The 23,481-nt window shown below is 71.1% G+C and carries 23 protein-coding genes and 1 pseudogene; 11 read left to right on the top strand and 13 right to left on the bottom strand.

The window, feature by feature from the left end; genetic code table 11:
* Nucleotides 1-330, bottom strand: coding sequence for a hypothetical protein (locus Afe05nite_RS33360; protein WP_203821261.1), 330 nt, complete (start codon nucleotides 328-330; stop codon nucleotides 1-3).
* A 244-nt stretch (nucleotides 331-574) separates the two neighbouring features.
* Between Afe05nite_RS33360 and Afe05nite_RS33365 the strand changes: the two genes are divergently transcribed.
* The 3 genes from Afe05nite_RS33365 (at nucleotide 575) to Afe05nite_RS33375 (ending at nucleotide 4,174) form a co-directional block, all read left to right on the top strand.
* Nucleotides 575-1,066 (top strand): DUF3145 domain-containing protein, encoded by a 492-nt coding sequence (locus tag Afe05nite_RS33365; RefSeq protein ID WP_203821262.1) that lies wholly within the window; start codon nucleotides 575-577, stop codon nucleotides 1,064-1,066.
* 99 nt (nucleotides 1,067-1,165) lie between these two features.
* Complete coding sequence (locus tag Afe05nite_RS33370) at nucleotides 1,166-2,902, top strand: glycoside hydrolase family 3 protein (RefSeq protein ID WP_203821263.1); 1,737 nt, start codon at nucleotides 1,166-1,168, stop codon at nucleotides 2,900-2,902.
* A 72-nt stretch (nucleotides 2,903-2,974) separates the two neighbouring features.
* Nucleotides 2,975-4,174: a zinc ribbon domain-containing protein gene (locus Afe05nite_RS33375; RefSeq protein WP_203821264.1), complete on the top strand. Its 1,200-nt coding sequence runs from the start codon at nucleotides 2,975-2,977 to the stop codon at nucleotides 4,172-4,174.
* A gap of 57 nt (nucleotides 4,175-4,231) precedes the next feature.
* On the opposite strand, the gene fabF is transcribed toward Afe05nite_RS33375, so the two are convergent.
* From fabF to Afe05nite_RS33400, 5 genes are all read right to left on the bottom strand, one after another.
* Entirely contained in the window at nucleotides 4,232-5,458 is a 1,227-nt protein-coding gene (fabF, locus tag Afe05nite_RS33380) for a beta-ketoacyl-ACP synthase II (RefSeq protein WP_203821265.1), read from the bottom strand.
* Between the two features lies 1 nt (nucleotide 5,459).
* A complete protein-coding gene (locus Afe05nite_RS33385; protein WP_020516670.1) occupies nucleotides 5,460-5,702 on the bottom strand; it encodes an acyl carrier protein in 243 nt (80 codons plus the stop codon).
* Nucleotides 5,703-5,755: 53 nt separating this feature from the next.
* On the bottom strand, nucleotides 5,756-6,709 hold the full coding sequence (locus tag Afe05nite_RS33390) for a beta-ketoacyl-ACP synthase III (RefSeq protein ID WP_203821266.1): 954 nt from the start codon (nucleotides 6,707-6,709) through the stop codon (nucleotides 5,756-5,758).
* On the bottom strand, nucleotides 6,706-7,641 hold the full coding sequence (locus Afe05nite_RS33395; protein ID WP_203821267.1) for an ACP S-malonyltransferase: 936 nt from the start codon (nucleotides 7,639-7,641) through the stop codon (nucleotides 6,706-6,708). Before Afe05nite_RS33395 ends, Afe05nite_RS33390 begins: the two co-directional genes overlap by 4 nt.
* Nucleotides 7,642-7,782: 141 nt before the next feature.
* Nucleotides 7,783-8,958 carry a PucR family transcriptional regulator gene (locus Afe05nite_RS33400; protein ID WP_203821268.1) on the bottom strand — a complete coding sequence of 392 codons (1,176 nt, stop codon included), beginning with the start codon at nucleotides 8,956-8,958 and terminating at the stop codon, nucleotides 7,783-7,785.
* 286 nt (nucleotides 8,959-9,244) lie between these two features.
* Between Afe05nite_RS33400 and Afe05nite_RS33405 the strand changes: the two genes are divergently transcribed.
* The 4 genes from Afe05nite_RS33405 to Afe05nite_RS33420 all read left to right on the top strand — a co-directional run bounded on the left by Afe05nite_RS33405 (nucleotide 9,245) and on the right by Afe05nite_RS33420 (nucleotide 11,384).
* Nucleotides 9,245-9,463, top strand: coding sequence for a hypothetical protein (locus tag Afe05nite_RS33405; RefSeq protein WP_203821269.1), 219 nt, complete (start codon nucleotides 9,245-9,247; stop codon nucleotides 9,461-9,463).
* A gap of 72 nt (nucleotides 9,464-9,535) precedes the next feature.
* Nucleotides 9,536-10,078 (top strand): TetR/AcrR family transcriptional regulator, encoded by a 543-nt coding sequence (locus Afe05nite_RS33410; protein WP_203821270.1) that lies wholly within the window; start codon nucleotides 9,536-9,538, stop codon nucleotides 10,076-10,078.
* A 47-nt stretch (nucleotides 10,079-10,125) separates the two neighbouring features.
* Nucleotides 10,126-10,602, top strand: a complete 477-nt coding sequence (locus Afe05nite_RS33415; protein ID WP_203821271.1) for an RNA polymerase sigma factor — start codon at nucleotides 10,126-10,128, stop codon at nucleotides 10,600-10,602.
* A complete protein-coding gene (locus Afe05nite_RS33420; protein WP_203821272.1) occupies nucleotides 10,599-11,384 on the top strand; it encodes a hypothetical protein in 786 nt (261 codons plus the stop codon). Before Afe05nite_RS33415 ends, Afe05nite_RS33420 begins: the two co-directional genes overlap by 4 nt.
* A 7-nt stretch (nucleotides 11,385-11,391) precedes the next feature.
* On the opposite strand, the gene Afe05nite_RS33425 is transcribed toward Afe05nite_RS33420, so the two are convergent.
* The 3 genes from Afe05nite_RS33425 to Afe05nite_RS33435 all read right to left on the bottom strand — a co-directional run bounded on the left by Afe05nite_RS33425 (nucleotide 11,392) and on the right by Afe05nite_RS33435 (nucleotide 15,287).
* Nucleotides 11,392-12,033 carry a hypothetical protein gene (locus Afe05nite_RS33425; protein WP_239118388.1) on the bottom strand — a complete coding sequence of 214 codons (642 nt, stop codon included), beginning with the start codon at nucleotides 12,031-12,033 and terminating at the stop codon, nucleotides 11,392-11,394.
* A gap of 414 nt (nucleotides 12,034-12,447) precedes the next feature.
* Entirely contained in the window at nucleotides 12,448-13,854 is a 1,407-nt protein-coding gene (gene gltX, locus Afe05nite_RS33430; RefSeq protein ID WP_203821273.1) for a glutamate--tRNA ligase, read from the bottom strand.
* A 191-nt stretch (nucleotides 13,855-14,045) separates the two neighbouring features.
* Entirely contained in the window at nucleotides 14,046-15,287 is a 1,242-nt protein-coding gene (locus tag Afe05nite_RS33435; protein ID WP_203821274.1) for an MFS transporter, read from the bottom strand.
* 108 nt (nucleotides 15,288-15,395) lie between these two features.
* On the opposite strand from Afe05nite_RS33435, the gene Afe05nite_RS33440 reads away from it, so the two are divergent.
* From Afe05nite_RS33440 to Afe05nite_RS33450, 3 genes are read left to right on the top strand one after another with little or no spacing between them, the layout of a single operon-like run.
* The gene (locus tag Afe05nite_RS33440; protein WP_203821275.1) at nucleotides 15,396-15,929 is read left to right on the top strand and encodes a dihydrofolate reductase family protein; all 534 of its coding nucleotides are present in this window, start codon (nucleotides 15,396-15,398) and stop codon (nucleotides 15,927-15,929) included.
* A 1-nt stretch (nucleotide 15,930) separates the two neighbouring features.
* Entirely contained in the window at nucleotides 15,931-16,266 is a 336-nt protein-coding gene (locus Afe05nite_RS33445; protein ID WP_203821276.1) for an ArsR/SmtB family transcription factor, read from the top strand.
* Complete coding sequence (locus Afe05nite_RS33450) at nucleotides 16,263-16,736, top strand: SRPBCC domain-containing protein (RefSeq protein ID WP_203821277.1); 474 nt, start codon at nucleotides 16,263-16,265, stop codon at nucleotides 16,734-16,736. The genes Afe05nite_RS33445 and Afe05nite_RS33450 overlap by 4 nt, the downstream gene beginning before the upstream one ends.
* On the opposite strand, the gene Afe05nite_RS45010 is transcribed toward Afe05nite_RS33450, so the two are convergent.
* The 4 genes and pseudogenes from Afe05nite_RS45010 to Afe05nite_RS33465 all read right to left on the bottom strand — a co-directional run bounded on the left by Afe05nite_RS45010 (nucleotide 16,705) and on the right by Afe05nite_RS33465 (nucleotide 21,018).
* On the bottom strand, nucleotides 16,705-17,088 hold the full coding sequence (locus Afe05nite_RS45010) for a methyl-accepting chemotaxis protein (RefSeq protein WP_369077032.1): 384 nt from the start codon (nucleotides 17,086-17,088) through the stop codon (nucleotides 16,705-16,707). The two genes, Afe05nite_RS33450 and Afe05nite_RS45010, sit on opposite strands and share 32 nt — an antisense overlap.
* A 110-nt stretch (nucleotides 17,089-17,198) precedes the next feature.
* Nucleotides 17,199-17,279 (bottom strand): annotated as a pseudogene (locus Afe05nite_RS45015) (hypothetical protein); the annotation flags it as partial.
* 445 nt (nucleotides 17,280-17,724) lie between these two features.
* Nucleotides 17,725-20,463 (bottom strand): pyruvate dehydrogenase (acetyl-transferring), homodimeric type, encoded by a 2,739-nt coding sequence (gene aceE, locus Afe05nite_RS33460; RefSeq protein ID WP_203821278.1) that lies wholly within the window; start codon nucleotides 20,461-20,463, stop codon nucleotides 17,725-17,727.
* A 150-nt stretch (nucleotides 20,464-20,613) separates the two neighbouring features.
* Nucleotides 20,614-21,018 carry a YjbQ family protein gene (locus Afe05nite_RS33465; RefSeq protein WP_203821279.1) on the bottom strand — a complete coding sequence of 135 codons (405 nt, stop codon included), beginning with the start codon at nucleotides 21,016-21,018 and terminating at the stop codon, nucleotides 20,614-20,616.
* Between the two features lie 184 nt (nucleotides 21,019-21,202).
* Between Afe05nite_RS33465 and Afe05nite_RS33470 the strand changes: the two genes are divergently transcribed.
* Nucleotides 21,203-23,449, top strand: a complete 2,247-nt coding sequence (locus tag Afe05nite_RS33470; RefSeq protein WP_203821280.1) for a transketolase C-terminal domain-containing protein — start codon at nucleotides 21,203-21,205, stop codon at nucleotides 23,447-23,449.
* Nucleotides 23,450-23,481 lie beyond the last annotated feature (32 nt).

Below are 23,481 nucleotides of genomic sequence, written 5' to 3' on the forward strand. Positions count from 1 at the left end.
TCAGGCGGCTTCGAAGACGCCGGCGTCGACCAGGCGCTTCTCGGTCGCACCCCAGCCGTGCTGGGGGTGGGTCGACTCGAGCGACTCGAGCTCGGCGCGGATCTTCGCACCGTGGCCGGCGGCGGCCAGGACGCGGATCTCCTCGACGAAGGCGTCGGAGTCGGTCTTGAGGTGGGCGGTCTTGCCGTTGGTCAGGTTGCGCACATAGGCGAAGCGGCCATCGGCGAGCGGGATGAGGTACTTGTACTCACCGAGCACGCTGAGGGCGCCACCGGTGCCCTGGCCGGCGCGGACTGATGCGCGGGCGGTCTTCGAGGTGTTGCTCGCCACGGCGTAGCTCCTTGGGGCAGAAACAGGGAATGCAAAAAACGGCCGAGGCAACACTACACGATGACCGGGGGACCGTGCCGTCGGAGCAGGTACAGCCGTTGAACCGGGTGGGCCGCTACGGCAGTTCCGATGTCGATGTTGCCGATTCCCTGGCGCACCATCCGTACCATTCGGCATCATGGGACACGATCAACCGCGGTCGAGGTCGTAGGGGAAGACGCACCTCGGTCTCCGGGAGGTCACCGTGCCAACGTGTGGCGTCGTATACGTCCACTCGACCCCACTCGCCGTGTGCCAGCACGTCGAGTGGGCGATCGCGCGCGTTCTGACCGCGCCGGTCAATCTGCACTGGACCGTGCAGCCGGTCGACCCCGGCGCGCGACGGGCCGAGTGCAGCTGGACCGGGCGGGCCGGGACCGGCGCCGAGCTGGCTGCTGCCCTCCGGCAGTGGCCCATGATCCGTTTCGAGGTGACCGAGGAACCGAGTCCGGGCTTGGACGGTGAGCGTTTCATGCACGTGCCCGGGCGAGGCCTCTTTCACGGGATCATGGGCGCGTCGGGGGACATCCAGCTCGGCGAGGACCGGCTGCGCGCCGTCATGGCCTCCGCGCGTGCGCCGGAGGCTCTTGCCCATGCCCTCGACAAGGCGCTCGGCACGGCGTGGGACGCCGAGCTCGAGCCCTATCGGTACGCCGGTGACGGCGCCCCGGTCACGCTCCTGACCCGGGTCGGCTGACGCCGCCGAGCAGCCGAGCCGCGATGACCCGTGCCCAAAAACAATGATGAATCCGGCGAAATCAGTGCGTATTTGCGTGGCCGGCGCCAGGCTGCTGAGATGACTCGGGTGAAGAGGAGCCTGCTGGTCCTGCCGTTGCTGCTGGTCGTGACCGCGTGTTCCGGCAACGCCGCGAAACCGGCCGCGAAACCGGCGATACCGACGGGCGGGGCCGACGCGGTGTCGGCCCCGGCGAGCACGAACCCGCCGGGCGCCACCGCGAGCGGCGACCCGGCAGCCCGGGCCGCGACCGCGATCGCCGCCATGAGCGATGCCGATCTGGCCGGTCAGGTCCTCATGCCGTACGCCTACGGCAGCGACGCGAACATCGTGGACCGTGCCTCCGCCGCCGGCAACCAGTCGCTGGCCGGCGTCGACACCCCGGCCCAGATGATCGCGAAGTTCCGCCTCGGCGGCCTGATCCTGGTCAGCTTCGCCCCGCAGGACCCGACCGGCTCCACCAACCCGGCCACCAACGTGGAGAACCCGCAGCAGGTCCGGCGCCTCACCGACGGCCTGCAGGCGGCGGCGCGGCGGCTGCCCGGCGGCGCTCCGCTGATGATCGGCACCGACCAGGAGTACGGCGTGGTCACCCGGGTCACCAACGGCGTCACGATGCTCCCGTCCGCGATGGGCGCGGGCGCCGCCGGACAGCCCGCTCTGACCCAGGACGCGTGGAAGGCGGCCGGCGAGGAACTGTCCGCGATGGGCGTCACCGTCGACTTCGCACCGGTCGCCGACACCCTCGGGCCGCCCGACAACACCGTCATCGGTTCGCGCTCGTTCGGCTCGGACGCGGCGGCCAACGCCGGACAGGTGCAGGCGGCGGTGCGGGGGCTGCGAGCGGGTGGCGTCGCGGCGGGCCTCAAGCACTTCCCGGGCCACGGCCACACCAGTGGGGACAGTCACGAGGGTCTGCCGGTGGTGACCCAGAACATGGCTCAGTGGACGGCCCAGGACCGGCCGCCGTTCCGGTCCGGGGTGGACGCGGGCGCCGACGTGGTGATGTCCGGCCACCTCGACGTGCAGGCACTCGACAAGGGCACGCCGGCCACCTTCTCCCACAAGATCATGACGGATGTGCTGCGTACCGACCTGAAGTTCACCGGCGTCGCGATCTCCGACGCGATGAACATGCCGCCGGCGATGAAGTGGCCGGCCGGCGAGTCGGCGGTGCGCGCCCTCAACGCCGGCAACGACATGCTGCTCATGCCACCGGACATCACCGCCGCCCGGGACGGCATCGTGGCCGGCCTCAAGAGCGGCTCGCTCAAGCGCGAACGCCTGGTCGAGGCGGTCACCCGCATCCTCACCCTGAAGTTCCGCACCGCCGGGCAGCCGCAGCCGGCGGTCGGCACGGTGGGTTCGGCGGCCCACGCGCAGGCGGTGGCGGCGCTGGACGCCGCGTCGATCACGGTTCTGCGGGGGCCCTGTGCCGGCCCGCTGGTGAGCGGTCCGGTCACGGTCACCGCGGCCACCGGCCGCGAGGTCGCCCGGGTGACGATGGTCAAGGCGTTGCAGGAGGCCGGCGTGTCGGTTCAGGCGGCCGGCGGCAAGGTCGTCCACCTCGTCGGGTACGGGGACAAGGCCGTCGACCTGGATCCGGCCGCGGCCGTGACGGTGATGATGGACACGCCCTACCTGCTGGGCTCGGCCAAGTCCCCGGTGCTGGTCGCGACGTACTCGTCGAGCAGGTTGTCGCTGACCGCGCTCGCCTCGGTGCTCAGCGGCCGGAACAAGGCGCCGGGCCGGTCGCCGGTCGCGGTGCCCGGCCTGCCCCGCACCGCCTGCCCCTGACGGGGTCGCGAACCGCCGCCGAGGTGGCCATACTGTGCGCCTTCGGTTCAGGCGCATGGGGGAACTTCTTCAGTGAGCGAGATCAGCACGTCCGTCGGAGGCATGTGCTTCCAGTGCGGCACAGCGGTGCAGCCGGGTGCCCCGGCCTGCCCGAGATGCGGCGCTCCGGCGGCGCCCGCGCAGCCCCAGCCCTACGGCATGGTGGCGCCGCAGCCCTACGGCACGGTCCAGCCGCAGCCGCAGCCCTACGGCACGGTCCCGCCGCAGCCGATGTCGCCGCAGGCGCAGCCGCCCCGGGCGCCGCGGCGGGGGCCGTTCGGGCTCAGCACCGGCAAGGTGGTGGCGATCGGCCTCACCGTCTTCCTGATCCTGGTGGTCGGCATGGTCGCGGTCCTCGTCGCGGTACTGGGCATCGGCCGCGACGGGCCCGACTCGGCGGTCAAGGACTACTTCGGGGCGCTGGCCGAGGGCGATGCCGGCAAGGCGCTCGCGCAGACCTACGAGGGGAGTGCCGCGGCCCAGAAGAACCCGCTGCTCACCTCGGCCGCCCTGGCCGACCCGGCCCGCCGGCCCTCGGCGGTGGCGGTCGGCAAGGTCTACAAGCTGCCCGGCGCCGAGGCATGGCGGGTCACGGTCGCCTTCGTGGCGAACGGCAAGGACCTCAGCATGCCGGTCACGGTTCGCAAGATCGACGGCGAATACGTGCTCGTCGAGGCGTTCACCGAGGTGCGGGTCAGCCCCGAGTCGACGGCCGGGGTCACGGTCAACGGGGTGCAGGTGCCCGAGGGCGGCACGAACCTGGTCGCCTTCCCGGGGTCGTACGAGATCAAGGTGGCGGGCACGCCGCTGATCGCCGAGACGGTCGTGCTCGCCGAGCAGATGAGCGGCTCACACGCGTACGCGAGCATCTTCAGTCGTGATCTTGCCCCGGGTGTCCAGAAAGAGGTCGACAAGCAGGTGCGCGCGAAGCTCGACGCCTGCCTGAAGAGCACGTCGGACGCGCCGTCCGGCTGCCCGTTCCGCGCCTTCCTGCCGGGCGAGAAGCCGACCGTGAAGTGGACGATGCCGACCTATCCGAAGATCGAGATCAGGTCGACGCTGACCAGCGAGACCGGCAGCGCCCGCTTCTCCGGCAGCGGCACGGCCCACTACGAGGCCGATTACCGCGACTTCTTCGGGGCGAAGAAGCACGAGGCCGGCAACGACCAGATCTACCTGTACGGCAATGTCACGGTCAAGGACGCTGAACTGGTCGTCACCTTCACCAACTGAGCAGCGGAAACAGGAACGCCCGGGCCGCTCGGCCCGGGCGTTCCGTCGTCTCCCGCGCTAGGCCCTGGTGAAGACCAGAGCCACGTTGTGGCCGCCGAAGCCGAACGAGTTGTTCAGCGCCGCCGGGATCTCCAGCGGGCGGGCCTTGTGCGCCGCCACGTCGAGATCGAGACGGTCGTCCGGGTCGTCCAGGTTGATCGTGGGGGGAACCACGCTGTCCCGGATGGCCAGGATCGCGGCGATCGACTCGACCGCGCCGGCCGCGCCCAGCAGGTGGCCCGACATCGACTTGGTCGAGGTGATCACCGGGTGGGCGCCGACGGCGGTCCGGATCCCGATGATCTCGCCCATGTCGCCCGCCGGGGTGCTGGTGGCGTGCGCGTTGACGTGCGCGATGTCGGCACCGGTGAGGCCGGCGTCGCGAAGTGCCCGGCTCATCGCGCGGATGCCGCCCTTGCACTCCGGGTCGGGCTGCACGATGTCGTAACCGTCCGAGGTGATGCCGGCCCCGGCGAGCCGGGCGTAGATCCGGGCCCCGCGGGCCCGGGCGTGCTCGGCGCGCTCCAGGATGACCGCGCCCGCTCCCTCACCGAAGACGAACCCGTCACGGTTCTTGTCCCACGGGCGGGACGCCTTCTCCGGCTCGTCGTTGCGTGTCGACATGGCCCGCATCGCGGCGAACCCGGCGAACGGCAGCGGGTGGATGACCGCCTCGGTGCCGCCGGCGATGACCACGTCGGCGCGTCCGGAGCGGATCATGTCGAGACCCAGGGCGAGGGCCTCGGCACCGGTGGCGCAGGCGCTGGCCATGGCGTGCACGCCGGCCTGTGCGCCGAAGTCGATGCCGATCCAGGCGGCCGGGCCGTTCGGCATGAGCATCGGCACGGTGTGCGGGCTGACCTTGCGGGGGCCCGATTCCTCCAGGATGTCGTCCTGGTTGAGCAGGGTCTGGGCCCCGCCTATGCCGCTGCCGAAGCTGACCCCGAGACGTTCCCGGTCGAGACCGGCGGTCTCCAGGCCGGAGTCGGTCCACGCCTGCTTCGCGGCGATCAACGCGATCGCCTCGGAGCGGTCCAGCCGACGCAGCCGCACCCGATCGAGAACCTCGGTGGGTTCCACGGCGAGCTCGGCGGCGATGCGGACCGGCATCTGCACGGCCCACTCCTGGGTGAGCGGACCCACCCCGGAGCGACCGGCGAGCATTGCGTCCCAAGTGGACGCGACGTCCCCGCCCAACGGGGTGGTCGCGCCGAGCCCGGTGACGACGACGTCTACGTTGCTCATGTCAGTGGTTCGCCTCGATGTAGGAGACGGCGTCGCCGACGGTCTTCAGGTTCTGCACCTCGTTGTCGGGGATCTTGACGCCGAACTTCTCCTCGGCGGCCACCACGACCTCGACCATGGACAGCGAGTCGACGTCCAGGTCATCGGTGAAGGACTTCTCCTCGGCGACGTCGTCCGGGTTCACCCCGGCGACCTCCTCGAGGATCTCGGCGAGGCCAGAGGTGATCTCTTCGCGAGTTGCCATTTTGGGAATTTCCTCTCAACTGTTGGGGAGGTGCTCCGGTCCGGTCGGACTGCCTACGGGCAGCGGACGACCTGGCCGGCGTAGGTGAGGCCACCGCCGAAGCCGAACAGCAGCACCGGGGCGCCCGAGGGCACCTCCCGGCGCTCGACCAGCTTGGACAGGGCCAGCGGGATGCTCGCCGCGGAGGTGTTCCCCGAAACGACCAGATCTTTCGGGACGACCACGTGGGGCCCGAGGCCGAGCCGTTTGACGATGCCGTCGATGATCCGGGAGTTGGCCTGGTGCGGGACGAACGCGGCGAGCTCGGACACGTCGACACCGGCCTTCTCGCAGGCCTCCCGGGCGAACGGGGCGAGCGCGGTGGTCGCCCAGCGGAAGACGATCTGGCCCTCCTGCTGGATGTACGGCTGCCAGCCCTCGATCTTCAGGACGTCGCCCTTGTCGGGCGCGGAGCCCCACAGCACCGGGCCGACACCGGGCTCCTCGCCCTCGGCGACCGCGGTCAGCACGGCGGCCCCGGCCGCGTCCCCGAAGAGCACCGCGGTCTTGCGGTCGGTCCAGTCGGTGACGTCGGAGAGCTTCTCGGCGCCGATCACGATGGCGTTGCGGGCGGCCCCGGCCCGGATCGCGTGGTCGGCGGTGCCGATTCCGTAGGAGAAACCGGAGCACGCGGTGTTCAGGTCGAACGCGGCCGGCGCGGCGATCCCGAGCCGGGCCGCGACGCGGGTCGCGACGTTGGGGCAGCGGTCGATCGAGGTGCAGGTGGCGACGACGACCATGTCGATGTCGGCGGCGGCCAGGCCCGAGCCGGCGAGGGCCTTCTCGGCGGCGTAGGTGGCCATGTCGGCGACCGACTCGGCGCCGGCGATGCGCCGCTCGGCGATGCCGACCCGGTCCTTGATCCACTCGTCGTTGGTGTCGATGGTGCTGGCCAGGTCGTCGTTCGTGACGACTCGCGAGGGCTGGTAGTGGCCCATCGCGACGATGCGGGAACCCGCGGCGGTCATCGTGCTGCTCCTTCAGTCGCATGCCGGGCGATCAGGTCGCGGGCAGCGGGCAGGTCGTCAGGTGTGTTGAGGGTGACGATCTCGGGTGCGCCCTCGCCTTTGAGCTCCCGTTTGACCAGGCCGGCCAGGGTGCCGGCGGGTGGAAGCTCGAGCACGCCGGTGACGCCGAGATCCTTGAGCGTGCGCATGCACAGGTCCCAGCGGACCGGGGCGGTGACCTGGCGGACCAGGCGCTGCACCATCTCGGCACCGTTCGTGACGGCGGCGCCGTCGAGGTCGGACAGCAGGACGCGGACCGGGTCGTGCGCGGTGGCGCCTCCGGCGATCGCACCCAGGGCGGCCTCCGCGGGCGCCATGTAAGGCGTGTGGAAGGCGCCGGCGACTTGCAGGGGTCTGACCCGGGCCGCGGCCGGTGGTTCGGCCGCCAGTTCGGCGAGCGCCTCGAGGGTGCCCGCCGCGACGATCTGGCCGGTCGCGTTGCGGTTGGCCGGGTGCAGGCCGTGGCGCTTGATGGCGGCGACGACCTCGTCGGGGTCGCCACCGATGACCGCGCTCATCCCGGTGGGCTCGAGCGCGCAGGCGGCGGCCATCTCCCGGCCGCGCACGGCGGCGAGGGCGATCGCGGCCTCGGCCGGCAGCACGCCCGCGATGGCGGTCGCGGCCAGCTCGCCGACGCTGTGGCCGGCGACCAGGCCGACCTGGTCCAGCGGCAGGTGCTCGGCGGCGAGCAGGGCGGCGGCGACCAGCAGCGGCTGGGTCCGGGCGGTGTCCTTGATCTCCTCGGCGTCGGCCTCGGTGCCCAGGTGCAGCAGGTCGACCCCGGCGATGGCGGACCACCAGCGCAGGCGGGTCTCGGCACCGGGGAGCGCGAGCCAGGGAGTCAGGAAGCCGGGCTTCTGGGAGCCTTGGCCGGGAGAGAGGACAGCGAGCACGCCCTGACTCTTCCGGATGAGGGGGCCATGAGCGGTTGACGGCGGCCACCAAACCCTACGACCAGCGTTGTAGGGATCCTACAAAGAGGGCACGCTAAGTCCTGATTTGCCGTTTCTAGGAGTACACACCTTAACCGTGATTTAGGTCGCAGGGTCGAGCCGGCCGATCGTCATGGCGAGGCGTAGCGCGAACGCGTCCCGGCCGTCCAGCGGTGACAGCCGGGTCACCTCGGCCACCCGTTTGAGCCGGTATCGGACGGTGTTGGGATGCACGTACAGCTCGCGGGCCGCGCTCTCCAGCACACCGCCGGCGGCGAAGAACGCGTCGAGCGTGTCCAGCAGCCCGCCGCCGGCCCGCAGCAGCGCGCCGTAGACGTCGTGCCGCAGCGTGCGCCGGGCGGCCAGGTCGCCGGCCAGGGTGCGCTCGGGCAGCAGGTCGTCGGCGGCCACCGGGTTGGGCGCCCCGGGCCAGGCCTGGACGGCCCGGAAGCCGGCCAGGGCGGCGCGGGCCGACTCGGTGGCCTGGTCCAGCGAGGGAACGGCGGGGCCGACCACGATCGGGCCCTCGCCGAAGCTGGGGGCGAGGGCGGTGGCGCTGGCGGCGAGGTCGGTGACCCCGCCCATAACCACCACGAGCCGGTCGCCGTGCACGCCGCCGATCACCTCGAGCCGGGCCCGGCGGGCGGCCCGGTAGACGGCGTGCAGCACCGAGGTGATCTCGCCGCCGGGGGACCGGCCCACCACTACCGCGACCGGGGGCGCGTCGGCCCAGCCGAGCGCGGCCGCGCGACTGGCCAGCACGTCCGAGGAGTCGCCCCGCAGCAGGGCGTCGACCAGCATCGCCTGCAGGCGGGCGTCCCAGGCGCCGCGCGACTCGGCGGCGCGGGCGTAGACCCGGGCGGCGGAGAACGCGATCTCCCGGGAGAACTTGAGGATGGCGGTCAGCAGCGCCTCCTCCTCGCCGGCGGCGGCGAGGTGGCCGACCTCCGACTCGGCCACGTCGATGGTGACCTTGATCAGCTGAACCGCCTGGGTCAGCGTGATCGAGCGGGCCAGGGCGCGGGGCGCGGCCGCGAAGACCTCGTCGGAGATCTCCTGGCTGGTGGCGACCGTTCCGCCGGAGCGGAGCCACTCGACGAGGGAGCGGACGCCGGCCTGCGCCACCAGCATGACCCAGGAACGCTGATCGGCGGGCAGGGCGCGGAACCAGGGGAGATCGTCGTCCATCCGGGCGACGGCGGAGCTCGCGAGGGCGCCGGCGCTGCGCTCGATGCGGCGCAGAGTGGCGGCGAGCGGGGGTTTCGCGCTGTCGGCCACGACACACAGACTGCCATGCCGGGTCGGCTGCCGAGGTGAAGGGACCGCTCTGTCCGCTTCCGTCCTGCAAGTTGCAAGAACCTCAGGTCACGGCATTTATGGGCGCAATGAGAGCGTTATTTGTAGCGATTTAGGGTTTTTGTCGGGATAGCGGTGCGCCACTCCCCCGATTTCGGTCGGTGACCTGGCAGTCTGTCGCACTAGCATGGCCCGGTTCCCCCGGCCGGAACGTAATAAGGGGCACCGGGTCGCCGATGGGACACCGCGTGAAGGTTGGGGAGGCGAGATGACGGACCGCGAAGACGGACCGCTGCGCGCCGACATCGATCCCGCGCTCGAAGAGGCACCGCCGATGGCGACACCGGCCGTCGAGTCGGAGCCGGGATCGAGTCGGGTGGGGTGCCGGACAGAGCTGCACGGCTGGGCCGGAGGTCATCTGCACGGCGCGGTGCGTCCGCGCCGCCGGGCCGCGGGACGTGGCCGGCCACCCGGCCGGTGGTGCTGACCACTCACCCGAGCGGGTGAGTGGGTGGGCGCGGCACGACCGGTCCACCGCGCCCACCCGACACGGTGAGGTGTGGACGACAAGCGACGGCTGATCCTGGACCAGGCGCTCGCACTGGTCGACGAGCGCGGACTGGCCGCCATGTCGATGCGGGCCGTGGCCGAACGGGTCGGACTCACCTCGATGGCGCTCTACCCCTACGTCGGTGGCAAGGACGCGTTGCTCGACGGCCTGGTCGACCTGCTCCACCTGGAGCTCGGCTCGGCTGTCGACGGTCCCGCCGACCCGGACTGGCGGACCCGGCTGCGCGCTCTCGGCCGGGCGGTGCGGCAACTCGCGTACGCCCATCCGGGTGCCTTTCCGTTGCTGCTCAACCGCTCGTCGGCGGGCGCGTCGGCGTCCTGGCTCACCGCCGCGCTGCGCGGCATCCTGCACGACGCCGGCGTGCCCGCCGGCCGGGTGCCCGGCCTGGCCCGGATGATCTGCGCCTTCCTGCTGGGCTACGCGACCGGCGAGGTCACCGGCGGGCTGCCGGGCGGGTCCGAGGTGGACGACTTCGAGGCGGACCTGACCGATCTCGTACGCCTCGTGGAGGTCACCGTTCGAGCGGACTGATCGGTGTTTTGCCATGGTCGAGATGGGCTGTCTCCTATAAAGGGGTTATGTCCGGTGACGACGACGGTTTGCGGGAGTTCGTGACCAGCCGCCTGCCGCACCTGCGCCGGTCGGCGTTCCTGATGTGCGGCGACTGGACGACGGCCACCGAGCTGACCCGGGCCACGATGGCCCGGGTGGTGGCGGACAGCAGGCGGGGCGCGGTCGCCGACCCGGACGTCTACGCGTACGCCGAACTGATGGAGGCCTGCCGCCGCCGCAACCGCCGCCGGGAGCATGTCTTCGTGGCCGCCGCCGGCGCCGAGGGCGTCGCGGCCGAGTCCATCCTGCTGCTCGACGCCCTGCACAAGCTCGCCCCGCGCTGCCGGGCCGTGCTGGTGCTGCGCCAGTGGGACGGGTTCGAACCGGATGCGGTCGGCGCCATGCTCGACCTCGACGACGAGCGGGTCGCCGCCTACGAGCGGGCCGGGCTGGCCGCGCTGCAGAAGCTGCTCACCGAGTCCGAGGCGGCGCTGACCGGATGACCATGCCACTGACCCGGCTCCTCGAGCACGTCCTGGCGGGCGAACCGGACCTGGGCGACGAGATCGACGCGGTCTTCCGCGACGCCGACCGGATCCGCCGCCGGCGCACCCGCGTCCTGATCGCGGCCGGGGCCGGCGTGGTGGCCACGCTGGCCGTCACCGGCCTGGTGCTCACCACCACCCTGCTGCCGTCCCGGCCGGCCGGCGACCAGGTGGCCCGGCAAGCGGCTCCCGCCGGCAGCGCGGTCCCGGTGCCGTCGAACGTGGCCGACCCGGTGCTCGCCGTCCTCGCCCCGGCGGTCGACGACCGCAAGATGCACATCTACCCGCGGCCGCCCGAGCGCGGCAACGGCTGGCGGCAGTACTCGGTGACCGACTCCGCCGGCCGGGCGCGCGGGACCGTGGAGATCGCGGTCTACGACGTCGCCGGGGACATGTGCTTCCCGGTGCTGGCGCATCCGAACAAGTGCGCGCGCACCGAATGGGCGCCGGCCGGCGTCGAGTACGTCCGGTACGACGACGAGCACGACCCGGACTGGCAGGTGAACCAGACGATCGCCCGGCGGATCACCGACGGCCGCACACTGGCGGTGATGGCCACCGGCGAACGCGGCGCCGACAAGCCCGCGGCCGGCGAGCCGGGCCTCACCGGCGCGCAGATCGAGAAGATCGCCACCGATCAGCGGCTGTTCGACGCCTTCGACCCGGCCGAACGCTGCTCCGGCCCGTCGTCGGGGGCCTGCCCGGCCTTCCGCATGCCGGTGCCGCTGCCGTCGTCGTGAGTGGTGCCTAGACCCGGCGGCGGATCAGGAACGCGATGCCGGCCAGGCCGAAGACGATGACCACCAGGACCGCGCCGTTGAGCAGGAACAGCCGCCGGACCTCGGTGAGGAAGCTGTTCATCCCGGCGACCGGGTCGAGGTCCTCGTTCTTGATGTCCTGACCGATGCCGCCGCCGATGCCACCGGGCAACACGTCCGGCTTGGCCTGCAGCGGGACCCCGCCGGCGCGCAGCGTCTCGGACATGGTGAGCCGGCCGTAGAACCAGCCGTCGGTCGCCGACTTGTTGATCACCGGCTGCTTGGCCGGGCGGTGCGCCCGCGGTCCGCCGGCCGCCAGCGGGAAGAGCTCGTAGACCGCCTCCGGCGCCGTCTTCTGCATGACGGTCAGCGTGTATTTCGGACCGAGCTTGTCCGCCTTCGGGGCGGTGGTCTGCGGCGTGGCCGTCGCCATCCAGCTGACCTCGCCCAGCAGCGCGTCGAAGAGGCGGGTGCCGTCGGTCGGATCGACGATCAGCGTGCCGGCGATGTCCTTGCCGACGATCTGCACACTGGTCGGCTTGGCCGGCGGTTTCGGTGCGGCCTGCGCGGCCGGGGCGACCCCGATCGTGAGCAGCGCGGCCACCGCCACCGCCCCGACTGCCGAGATCAACCTCGCGGTCCGCCCAGGCCCCGGTGCCTCGTCGTGACCCAATTTCGCTCGAACCATAGTCCGGCCCTCCCGCCCCGTGGTGGACATGGCTGTGCGCTCGGGCTGGTCTCGCCACGACGGTGGATCGCGGCTCGGCCGAAGCACCCTCAGCCTTCCCGGACTTCTGTCCGGGCGCATCTCGAGCCGGACGAATGGGAGCCATCCGGGGATGACCGACACGACGACAACGGCCTTTGATCAGCCGCCGAATAGTACCCAGCGCGAGCAACCGGAGGGGGTCTCGGTCACCCGCTCAGCGGTTTTCGTTACCGGAACGACGGGAAGCGATGGCCTCGGAGGCGGCGAATGCGGTAAAAGGGAAAAGCGCGGTAAGCGGTGTACCGACCGGTTCGGCACACCGCCCACCTGGGCGAGCTAGAGAGCAGCCCGCGCTGCCAGCAGGCGACGCAGCGTCCGCTCGCGGCCCAGCACCTCGATCGACTCGAAGAGCGGAAGTCCCACCGTGCGGCCGGTCACCGCGACCCGGACCGGTGCCTGGGTCTTGCCCAGCTTGAGCTCGCGGGCCAGGCCGACCTCCTCGAGCGCGGCCTTCAGCGGCTCGGCCGCCCAGGTCTCCAGCGCCTCGAACGCGGCGGCGGTCGCGTCCAGGATCTCGGCGGCCTCACCCTTCATCGCCTTGGCCCAGGACGCCTCGTCGCGCACCGGCTCGTCGAGGAAGAGGAAGTCGACGTATTCCACGATCTCCGACAGCACCGCGATGCGGGTCTGCGCCAGCGGGGCCACCGCCGAGAAGACCTGCAGGTCGAACGCCTCCGGCCGCCACGGCGGGGCGGCGATCGTGTCGGTGCCCTGCAGCCACGGCGCGCAGCAGGCGGCGAACTCCTCGGGGGCGAGCGCGCGGATGTAGTCGCCGTTGAACGCCCGCAGCTTCTTGATGTCGAAGAACGCGGAGGCGTGGTTGACCTCCTCGATGCGGTACTCGTCCTCGATGACCTGCCAGGGGACGATCTCGCGGTCGCCCGAGGGCGCCCAGCCGAGCAGCATCAGGTAGTTCTTCAGGGCGGCGGCCAGGTAGCCCTCGTCGCGGTACGACTCCAGGGCGACCTTGTCGCGCCGCTTCGACAGCTTCTGCCGCTTCTCGTTGACGATGACCGGGACGTGGCCCCAGACCGGCGGGGTGTGCCCCAGCGCCTCCCACAGCATCTGCTGCTTGGGGGTGTTGGGCAGGTGCTCCTCGGCGCGGAACACGTGGGTGATCCCCATCGTCATGTCGTCGACGACGTTGGCCAGCAGGAAGAGCGGTGAGCCGTCGCCGCGGGCGATGACGAAGTCCTCGATCAGCTTGTTCTCGAACGTGGGCTTGCCGCGCACCAGGTCCTCCACCACGGTCTCGCCCTCGTCGGGCGTGCGGAAGCGCAGTGCCCGGCCGTCGCCCGGCCCGAGGTCCTTGTCGCGGCAGAAGCCGTCGTAACCGGAGTGCTGGTTGCCGGTGCGGGCGATCACGTCGTCGCGCTTGCAGCCGCAGTAGTAGGCCTTGCCCTCGCCGTAGAGGCGGGTCGCGGCGGCGATGTGGTCGGGCGCGTAGGCCGACTGGAAGTAAGGGCCCTCGTAGCTGCCGCGCTCGATGCCGACCCAGTCCAGCGCGTCGAGGATGCCGTCGATCCACTCCTGGCGGTTGCGCGCGGCGTCGGTGTCCTCGATGCGCAGGACGAAGACGCCGTTGTGCTGCTTGGCGTAAACCCAGTTCTGCAAGGCGGAGCGGATGGTGCCGACGTGGACGAGGCCGGTGGGGGATGGGGCGAAGCGAACGCGAACAGTCACCGGTTCAGTTTACGGCGTCGGCGGACGTGGCCGCCCTCGGCGCCGCGACCCGACGAGTAACAGCACCGGCCAGGCCCGGGTTGCCCGTGCTGTCGCCATCAGCACGCCACGCCACCTCCCCCGGAGCGCCGGCGACTGTGCCGCGTCCCGGGCAGGCGTGTGCTGCCGCCGGGCCCTGCTGGCGGCCGTGGTCAGCGAACCGAGCGGATCCTCAGCACGGCCAGGGCTCCGGCCAGGCTGGTGACGGCGGTGAGCACGAACAGCATCGGGTAGCCGCCGAGGAACGCGACGACCGGGGCGGCCAGCACCGGGCCGAGCGCCTGGGACACCGACGGGGCGATGTTGATCACGCCGATGTCCTTGGCCCGGTCGGCGGCGGCCGGCAGCACCTGGGTGACGACCGCCGTGTCGACCGCCAGGTAGACCCCGAAGCCGGCGCCGAACAGCAGCGCCGCCACCATCGCGACCGGCCAGGTGGGCCGGATCGCGAGCAGGACGGCGGCGACCGCGATGACCACACCCGACCAGACCACGAAGATCTTGCGCTTGCCGGCCCGGTCGGAGAGCCAGCCACCGAGCATCGCCGTGCCGACCATGCCGACCGTGTAGAGCAGGATCAGGTAGAGCAGGTCGGTCTCCGGGTCGGCGACCTTGACCTCGTCGGAGAGGAAGTAGAGCAGGTAGAGGGTGCCGAGCGCGTTGCCGAGCATGACCAGGAAACGGGTCACCCAGGCCCAGGCGAAGTCGGGGTTGCCGCGCAGGTCGAGCCGGAGCGTGAACTTCGGGACCGGCGCGTCGCCGAGCGGGTCGTCCGGGGTGCGCAGCAGGAACGGCGCCACCAGCAGGAGCAGGCCGATCGCGATGATCAGGTAGCCCGGCGACGGGGTGGTGACCACCGTGGTCACCAGGATCGCGCCGACCACCAGGCCGAGCGCCACCGGCATGCCGATCCAGCCCGAGACCAGGCCGCGCTGGGCGACCGGCACCCGGTCGGGCACCGCCGAGGTCAGGGTGGCCAGCATGATGTTGATGCCGACGTTGGCCAGCGCCCAGCCCACGGTGATCCAGAAGAGGTTGGGCGCGACGGCGAGCACCAGCAGCATGAGGAACAGCACGAGCGCGCCGCCGGCGGTCCAGATGTGCCGCCGGCCCCATCGGCGGCCGAAGAACCGCGGCCGGGTGCGGTCGGAGAGGGCGCCGGCCAGGGGGTTGACCACGACGGCGACGATCGCCCCGATGCCGGTGACGATGCCCAGCCAGAGTTCTTTGTGGGCGATGCCGAGATCTTCGATCTGCTCCGGCAGCAGGATCTGCAACGGCGTGTAGTAGGCCATCCAGAGACCCAGATTGGCCGCGAACAGCAGACCGATCCAGGTGCGCCGGACGGGGACGACCGGCTCGGCGAGGGCTGGAGTTCCGTGGGTGACCGCCATCGATCCTCCTCTGCGTAGCGAAGAGCTTACGGATCGTTAGACAGCTTGACGAGGCCCCAGTTCCGGAGTTAGTTTACCGATCAGCTAATTAACTGAGAGGTGAAATAAATGGGCAAGGTAGTGGCGGTCGAATACGTGACCCTCGACGGCGTCTTCGAGGAGCCGGCCTGGAGCGGGCCCTACTTCAACGCCGAACTGGCGAACTGGCAGGCCGGCAACCTGCGGGAGGCCGACGCGCTACTGCTCGGCCGCAAGACCTACGAGGGCTTCAAGGCCGCCTGGCCGCAGATGGAGGCGGAGACCGGCGAGTTCGGCGAGAAGATGAACTCGATGCCCAAGCACGTCGCCACCACCACACTGGTCACCCCGGAGTGGAACGCGACGTTCATCGCCGGTGAGGTCTCCGACACCGTGGCCAAGCTGCGCGCCGAGACCGGCAGCCTGCTGATCAACGGGAGCGCCTCGCTGGTCAACTACCTGACCAAGCACAATCTGATCGACGAATACCGGATCATGATCTTCCCGGTGGTGCAGGGCGAGGGCCGCAAGCTCTGGGACGACGGCACCAAGATCGCCCTTTCGCTCGCCGACTCCTGGAAGACCGCTTCCGGGGTCGAGGTGGTCACCTACGTGCCGGCCTGAGATGGCCACGGACCAGCTGAGCGTCGTGTTCGGCGCGCTGGCCGACCCGACCCGCCGGGCGATCCTGGCCCGGCTGGCCGACGGGCCGGCAACGGTCAACGCCCTCGCCGAGCCGTTCGACATGACCCTCCCGGCGATCTCCAAGCATCTCAAGGTGCTCGAGCGGGCCGGGCTCATCTCCCGCGGCCGGGAGAAGCAGTGGCGCCCCTGCCGGCTCGAGGCCGAGCCGCTGCGCGCCGCGACCGAGTGGATGAGCCGCTACCGGGAGTTCTGGGAGTCCAGCTTCGACAAGCTGGACGTGCACCTGCGCGGTTTGATGAAGGGAACAGAGCAGTGACGGACGAGGAAATGACCTTCCGGGAGCTCGACATCGTGCGCGTCTTCGAGGCGCCGCGCGAGCTCCTCTGGCGGGCCTGGACCGACCCCAACCAGATCTGCAAGTGGTGGGGGCCGGCCGGGATGCACACGCCGCGGTCCTCGGTGGAGATCGACCTCCGGCCCGGCGGGACCTTCCGGGTGACCATGGTGGCCGACGCCGACGGCACGGAATACCCCTCGGACATGCGGTTCACCAGGCTCGAGGAGCCGTCGTTGCTCGAGTTCGAGTGGGACGGCCAGCGCGGCCTCGGTGCCGGGAAGTCCACCATCACGTTCGTCGACCTGGGCGACGGCCGCACCGAGATGACCAACCACTACGCCGGCTACCTGACCGACATGATCCAGAGCTTCATGGTGGTCGGCTCCAACCAGCAGTTCGACAAGCTCGGCAAGTTCCTCACACCCGGAAGCGGCCGACCAGACCGGTGAGCCGGCGGGCGGTGGCGTTCAGCTCGTCCGCCGCCCGGTGCGACACCGTCACCGACTGCCGGGTGCCGTCGACCGCGCCGCTGACCACGCCGATGCCCTCGGCGATGTCCCGGCGGCCCGACGCCACCTCGGCGATGTTGCCGGCCATCTCCGCGGTGGTCGCGGCCTGCTGCTCGACCGTCGCCGCGATCGCCGTCTGATAGTCGTTGACCTGCCCGATCCGGGCCGTGATGGCGGCGATCGCGGTGACCGCCCGGGTGGTGTCGCCCTCGATCGCGGCCACTCGCGCGGTGACGTCCTCGGTCGCCCGCGCGGTCTCCTGGGCCAACTCCTTGACCTCGTTCGCGACCACCGCGAAGCCCTTGCCGGTCTCGCCCGCCCGGGCCGCCTCGATGGTGGGCCGACCCGCAGCAGGTCGCCGGCCGGGCCCATCCGCTGGAACACGGTGACCGCCCCGCCCAGCTGTGCCCGCACGTCGTCGACGAACGGCGTGGTCGTCCGCCGGTCGGTGTTCTGGCCGAGCCAGTCGCCGCCGATTGTCAGCCGGGGGAGGGCGACCGTCTGCTTGGCCTGGGAGACCTGATAGGTGGCGGTCCCAGCCGTGAGCCCCGCCGCGCTGCGCGAGCAGCTGGTCGGCCGCGGTCATGTCGGCGTCGACCTGGTCCTGCACCTCGTCGCCGACGGTGCTGACCAGGGTGGTGACGTCGGACGTGGTCCGGTCCAGGGCCGCCGCGTGCTGCGCGACCACCTCGGTCTCGGTGCGGTTGGCGAACCGGGAGCTCTGCCAGGCCCCCACGATGACCAGGACGACGGCGGTGATCAGGACGACGGCGGTGATCAGGACGCCCCCAGGCCCAGGGCGAGCAACTGGTGGCTCATCTGCGATCCGCGACGTCTGTGCTCCACCTGGTACCTATCGACAGGTGGCTACCGGTAATGAACGAAAAGGCCCCACCCGCTATGGGGTGGGGCCTTTTGTCCGATCCTTCTAGCTGTCGCCGCCGGTCTCGCCGACCGGCGCCGCGTTGACGTCGTCGATCGCGTACTTCTTGGCCGCCTCGGCCGGCACGTGCGCCGGTACCTTGCCGCGCAGCGCCAGCTGGCGCAGCGTGGCCACGGCCACCGACTCGGCGTCCACGTGGAAGTGGCGGCGCAGCGCGTGCCGGGTGTCGCTCATGCCGAAGCCGTCGGTGCCCAGCGACGTGTAGTCGTTCGGCACCCAGCGGCTGATCAGGTCGGGCACCGCCCGCATCCAGTCGCTGACCGCGACGACCGGGCCCTCGGTGCCCTCCAGCTTCTGCTGGATGTACGGCTTGCGCGGCTGGTCGCCCGGGTGGAGCAGGTTGTGCTCCTCGATCTCGACGGCGTCGCGCCGCAGCTCGGTCCAGGACGTCACCGACCAGACGTCGGCGCTCACCCCCCAGTCCTGCGCCAGCAGCTCCTGGGCCTTGATCGCCCACTGCATGCCGGTGCCGGAAGCCAGGATCTGCGCCGAGGGCCCGGTGGTCTCGGGCGCCGCCTTGTACCGGTAGATGCCCTTGAGCAGGCCGTCGACGTCGACGCCGGCCGGCTCGGCGGGCTGCAGGATCGGCTCGTTGTAGATGGTGAGGTAGTAGAAGACGTTCTCCTGCTTCTCGCCGTACATCCGGTGCAGGCCGTTCTCCACGATGTGCGCGATCTCGAACGCGAACGCCGGGTCGTACGCCACCACGGCCGGGTTGGTCGCCGCGATGAGCAGCGAGTGGCCGTCCTCGTGCTGCAGGCCCTCACCGTTGAGCGTGGTGCGGCCGGCCGTCGCCCCGAGCAGGAAGCCCCGGGTCATCTGGTCGGCGGCGGCCCACAGCTCGTCCGCGGTCCGCTGGAAGCCGAACATCGAGTAGAAGATGTACAGCGGGATCATCGGCTCGTCGTGCGTCGCGTAGGACGTACCGGCCGCGATGAAGCTCGCCGTCGACCCGGCCTCGTTGATCCCCTCGTGCAGGATCTGGCCGTTGATCGCCTCCTTGTACGACAGGAACAGCTCCCGGTCGACCGAGGTGTAGGTCTGGCCGTGCGGCGAGTAGATCTTCTTCGTCGGGAACAGCGAGTCCATGCCGAACGTACGCGCCTCGTCCGGAATGATCGGCACCCAGCGTGCGCCGAACTCCTTGTCCTTCATCAGGTCCTTCAGGAGCCGGACGAAGGCCATCGTGGTCGCGACCTTCTGCTTGCCGCTGCCCCGCTTGACGTCACCGAAGAGCTTCGAGTCGGGGATGGCCAGCGACTTGTGCTTGGTGCGCCGGGACGGGATGGAACCGCCCAGCTCGCGGCGACGCTCCAGCATGTACTGCATCTCGTCGGACTTCTCACCGGGGTGGAAGTACGGCGGGAGGTACGGGTTGTCCTCGAGCTGCTTGTCGCTGATCTCCAGGTAGAGCCGGTCGCGGAAGCCCTTGAGGTCGTCCAGCGTCAGCTTCTTCATCTGGTGCGTGGCGTTGCGGGCCTCGAAGTGCGACCCCAGCGTCCAGCCCTTGATCGTCTTGGCGAGGATCACGGTCGGCTGGCCGGTGTGCTCGGTCGCCCCCTTGTACGCCGCGTAGAGCTTCTTGTAGTCGTGGCCGCCGCGCTTGAGGTTCCACACCTCGTCGTCGCTCATGCCCTCGACCAGCTTGCGGGTGCGCGGGTCACGGCCGAAGAAGTTCTCCCGTACGTACGCCCCGGACTCGCCCTTGTAGGTCTGGTAGTCGCCGTCCGGCGTGACGTTCATGAGGTTGACCAGCGCGCCGTCGGTGTCCGCGGCGAGCAGCGGGTCCCACTCCCGGCCCCAGACCACCTTGATCACGTTCCACCCGGCACCCCGGAAGAACGCCTCCAGCTCCTGGATGACCTTGCCGTTGCCACGCACCGGGCCGTCGAGGCGCTGGAGGTTGCAGTTGATCACGAAGGTGAGGTTGTCGAGCTCCTCGCGGGCGGCCAGGCCGATCGCGCCGAGCGACTCGACCTCGTCCATCTCGCCGTCGCCGAGGAACGCCCAGACGTGCTGCTGGCTGGTGTCCTTGATGCCGCGGTTGTGCAGGTAGCGGTTGTAGCGCGCCTGGTAGATCGCGTTCAGCGGGCCGAGGCCCATGCTGACCGTCGGGAACTCCCAGAAGTTCGGCATGAGCCGGGGGTGCGGGTACGACGGGAGGCCACCACCGGGATGCGACAGCTCCTGCCGGAAACCGTCCAGGTCGTTCTCGCTGAGCCGGCCTTCCATGTACGCCCGCGCGTACATGCCCGGGGACGCGTGCCCCTGGTAGAAGATGTGGTCGCCGCCGCCCGGGTGGTCCTTGCCGCGGAAGAAGTGGTTCATGCCGACCTCGTAGAGGCTGGCGCTCGACGCGTAGGTCGAGATGTGGCCGCCGACGCCGATCTCCGGCCGCTGCGCCCGGTGCACCAGCATGGCGGCGTTCCACCGGATGTAGGCACGGATGCGGCGCTCGACGAACTCGTCGCCCGGGAACCAGGGTTCCTGCTCCGGCGGAATCGTGTTGATGTAGTCGGTCGAGGTCAGGGGCGGGACGCCGACCTGCCGCTCCCGGGCCCGCTCGAGCAGGCGCAACATAACGTAACGGGCTCTCTTGGCGCCGCGTTCGTCGATGACTCCGTCGAGAGACTCGACCCACTCGTTGGTTTCCTCGGGGTCGATGTCCGGAAGCTGGCTCGGCAGGCCATCACTGATCACCGGGCGCTTGCGCTCCGTGGCCACAGGCAATCCTCTTGGTCGGGTGTAGGAACCGAGCGGCGCATTGTGTGGGTCGCTCGGAGATGACACCCATCCTGCCCCCTCGCGGTGGGCATCGTCACGCCTACCCGGGGTGTCCGCGATCCGGGACACACGTACTGACCAGTAACTTTTTCAGCCCTCGATGAACGAGAAGCGCACCTGCCTGGTCGGATTGTCGCCGTTGGGATCGACCAGGCAGATCGACTGCCAGGTGCCCAGCGCGATCCGCCCGCCGATCACGGGGAGTGTCGCGTACGGCGGGATCCAGGCCGGGAGCACGTGGTCGCGGCCGTGACCACGGGATCCGTGCCGGTGCTGCCAGCGGTCCTCGGCCGGCAGCAGCTCGTCGATCGCGGCCAGCAGGTCGTCGTCCGAGCCGGCCCCGGTCTCGATGATCGCGAGACCCGCGGTGGCGTGCGGCACGAAAACATGCAGGAGGCCGTCCGCTTCGGACCGGACGAACGCGGCCGCCTCGGATGTGATGTCGCGGACAACCGGCGACCCGCCGGTCCGGACGGTGATCACTTCAGTGCGCATCCGGCCAAGCCTAGGTATAGAGGTCGAGCACCAGGAACAGGGCCGCCGTCAGGCCGAGCCAGAGTACGAGGGTCGCCGCCCTCGTCGCCGTTCTCATGATCATTCAGCGAGTAGAACACGCATCGCGACGGGATCGACGCAAATTGCTGAGTTTCTGACGTGGCGGGGTCGGCCGCCGTCGGCGATGCTGAATTTCGTGACCACCCCGCAGAACCTCGATGAGCGTTTCCGCGACGCGGTGACGGCGCTGCCCGCCCCCGGCGCCCGACGCGCTCCCGGCGAGGCCGTCCGTGACGGCTCCACCCTGACCGGGGCGCGCGCACTCGAGCTGTTCGACGCCCAGCTGGCCAGCCGCCACCTCGACCTGGCCGCCCGATGGTTGCGCAGCTTCAACGAAGGCTTCTACACCGTCGGATCGTCCGGTCACGAGGGCAACGCGGCGCTCGCCGCCGCCCTGCTCCCCACCGACCCGGCGCTGCTGCACCACCGCTCGGCCGCGTTCTTCTGCGCCCGCGCCAAGAGCCTCGCCGACGCCGCCCGGGACGTGCTGCGCGGCGTCGTGGCCAGCTCGCACGAACCGATCGCGGGCGGCCGGCACAAGGTGTTCGGCAGCGCCGAGCTGAACATCGTCCCGACCACCTCGACGATCGCCTCGCACCTGCCGCGCGCCGTCGGCCTGGCCTTCTCGGTGGCCCGGGCGCACCCGGAGCGCCGCTGGCCGGCCGACGCCATCGTGACCGCCACCTTCGGCGACGCGGCGGCCGACCACGCCACCGCGACCGCGGCGCTCAACGCGGCCGGCTGGTTCGAGCACGCCGCCGTCCCGCTGCCGTTGCTGCTGGTCTGCGAGGACGACCAGGCCGGCGCCGGCGGGCCCGCCCCGGACGGCTGGCCGGCCGCGGCGCTGTCCGCCCGCCCGGGTGTGCGCTACACCTCGGCCGACGGCTGCGACCTGGCCGCCACCTACGAGGCCGCCGCCGAGGCGGCCGGCTACGTGCGCCGCGAGCGCCGCCCGGCCCTGCTGCACCTGTCCATGGTGCGACTGATGGACCGGGCCGGGGCCGACGCCGAGGCCACCCACCGCAGCACCGAGGCGATCGGCCACGACCTCGGGCGCGACCCCCTCGTGCACACCGCCCGGGCGCTGATCGAGGCCGGCCTGCTCGGCCCGGACGAGGTGATCACCCGCTACGACGAGGTCGGCTGGCAGGTCCGCAAGGTCGCCGAGGAGGTGCTCGGCGAGCCCAAGCTGGCCTCGGTCGCCCAGATCGTCGGCCCGCTCGCCCCGCGCCGGCCGCTGCGCGTGGCCCACGAGATCACCGAGGTCGCCACCCGGGCCATCGGGCCCGGCGCGGCCACCCGGCTGCAGGCGTTCGACGGCAAGCTGCCCGAGCAGGACGGCCCGCTGACGCTCGCCCAGACGATCGACGCGACCCTCACCGACGCGCTGCTCGCCCAGCCGGGCGCGTTGCTGTTCGGCGCCGAGGTGGCCCGCCGGGGCGGCGCCCACGGCGTCACCCGCAAACTCCAGGAGCGCTTCGGCCCCGACCGGGTCTTCGACACCCCGCTCGACCAGACCACGATCCTCGGCCTGGCCCTCGGCTCCGGCCTCGACGGGCAGCTCCCGATCCCCGAGATCCGTTACCTGGCCGACCTGCACACCGCCGAGGACCAACTGCGCGGCGAGGCCGCCACCATGTCGTTCTTCTCCTCCGGCGCCTACCGCAACCCGATGGTGGTGCGCGTCGCCGGGCTGGCCTACCAGCAGGCCTTCGGCGGGCATTTCCAGAACGACAACTCGGTGGCCGCGCTGCGCGACATCCCCGGCCTGGTGCTCGCCGTGCCGTCCCGGCCCGGCGACGCCGCGCCGATGCTGCGCACCTGCCTCGCGTCGGCCGCGGCCGACGGCAGCGTCTGCGTCTTCCTCGAGCCGATCGCCCTCTATCAGACCCGCGACCTGTACGAGCAGGGCGACAACGAGTGGCTGTCGCCCTACGCCGGCCCGGTCTCCTGGTCGAGCGAGCACGTACCGGTCGGCCGGGCCCGCACCTATCCCGTGGGCAACGCCGCCGATCTGACCATCATCACCTTCGGCAACGGGGTGCGGCTGTCCCTGCGCGTCGCCGCCCGGCTGGCCGAGGAGGGCGTCGGATCCCGCGTGGTGGACCTGCGCTGGCTCAGCCCGCTGCCGGCCGCCGACCTCGTGCGCGAGGCCTCCGCGACCGGCCGGGTGCTGATCGTCGACGAGACCCGGCGCACCGGCGGGGTCGGCGAGGGCGTCCTCGCGGCCCTGGTGGACGGCGGTTTCATCGGTTCCGCCCGGCGGATCGCATCGGCGGACTCCCTCATTCCGCTCGGACCGGCCGCGAAGCACGTGCTGGTGGGAGAGGATGCCATCACACAGGGTGCCCATGCCCTGCTGGCACGGTAAATTGCCACACACTCGGTGCGCCACTTGCGCAC

The organism is Paractinoplanes ferrugineus (assembly GCF_016862195.1).
Taxonomy (GTDB): Bacteria; Actinomycetota; Actinomycetes; order Mycobacteriales; family Micromonosporaceae; genus Actinoplanes; species Actinoplanes ferrugineus.

Excerpts from the sequence above, each read along its gene's own strand:
- Afe05nite_RS33435 (WP_203821274.1), bottom strand. The coding sequence starts at position 15,287 with ATGGCGGTCACCCACGGAACTCCAGCCCTCGCCGAGCCGGTCGTCCCC.
- fabF (WP_203821265.1), bottom strand. The coding sequence starts at position 5,458 with ATGAGCAACGTAGACGTCGTCGTCACCGGGCTCGGCGCGACCACCCCG.
- Afe05nite_RS33445 (WP_203821276.1), top strand. The coding sequence starts at position 15,931 with ATGGCCACGGACCAGCTGAGCGTCGTGTTCGGCGCGCTGGCCGACCCG.
- Afe05nite_RS33440 (WP_203821275.1), top strand. The coding sequence starts at position 15,396 with ATGGGCAAGGTAGTGGCGGTCGAATACGTGACCCTCGACGGCGTCTTC.
- Afe05nite_RS33465 (WP_203821279.1), bottom strand. The coding sequence starts at position 21,018 with ATGCGCACTGAAGTGATCACCGTCCGGACCGGCGGGTCGCCGGTTGTC.
- Afe05nite_RS33405 (WP_203821269.1), top strand. The coding sequence starts at position 9,245 with ATGACGGACCGCGAAGACGGACCGCTGCGCGCCGACATCGATCCCGCG.
- Afe05nite_RS33415 (WP_203821271.1), top strand. The coding sequence starts at position 10,126 with ATGTCCGGTGACGACGACGGTTTGCGGGAGTTCGTGACCAGCCGCCTG.
- Afe05nite_RS33370 (WP_203821263.1), top strand. The coding sequence starts at position 1,166 with ATGACTCGGGTGAAGAGGAGCCTGCTGGTCCTGCCGTTGCTGCTGGTC.
- Afe05nite_RS33420 (WP_203821272.1), top strand. The coding sequence starts at position 10,599 with ATGACCATGCCACTGACCCGGCTCCTCGAGCACGTCCTGGCGGGCGAA.
- Afe05nite_RS33385 (WP_020516670.1), bottom strand. The coding sequence starts at position 5,702 with ATGGCAACTCGCGAAGAGATCACCTCTGGCCTCGCCGAGATCCTCGAG.
- Afe05nite_RS33390 (WP_203821266.1), bottom strand. The coding sequence starts at position 6,709 with ATGACCGCCGCGGGTTCCCGCATCGTCGCGATGGGCCACTACCAGCCC.
- Afe05nite_RS33470 (WP_203821280.1), top strand. The coding sequence starts at position 21,203 with ATGCTGAATTTCGTGACCACCCCGCAGAACCTCGATGAGCGTTTCCGC.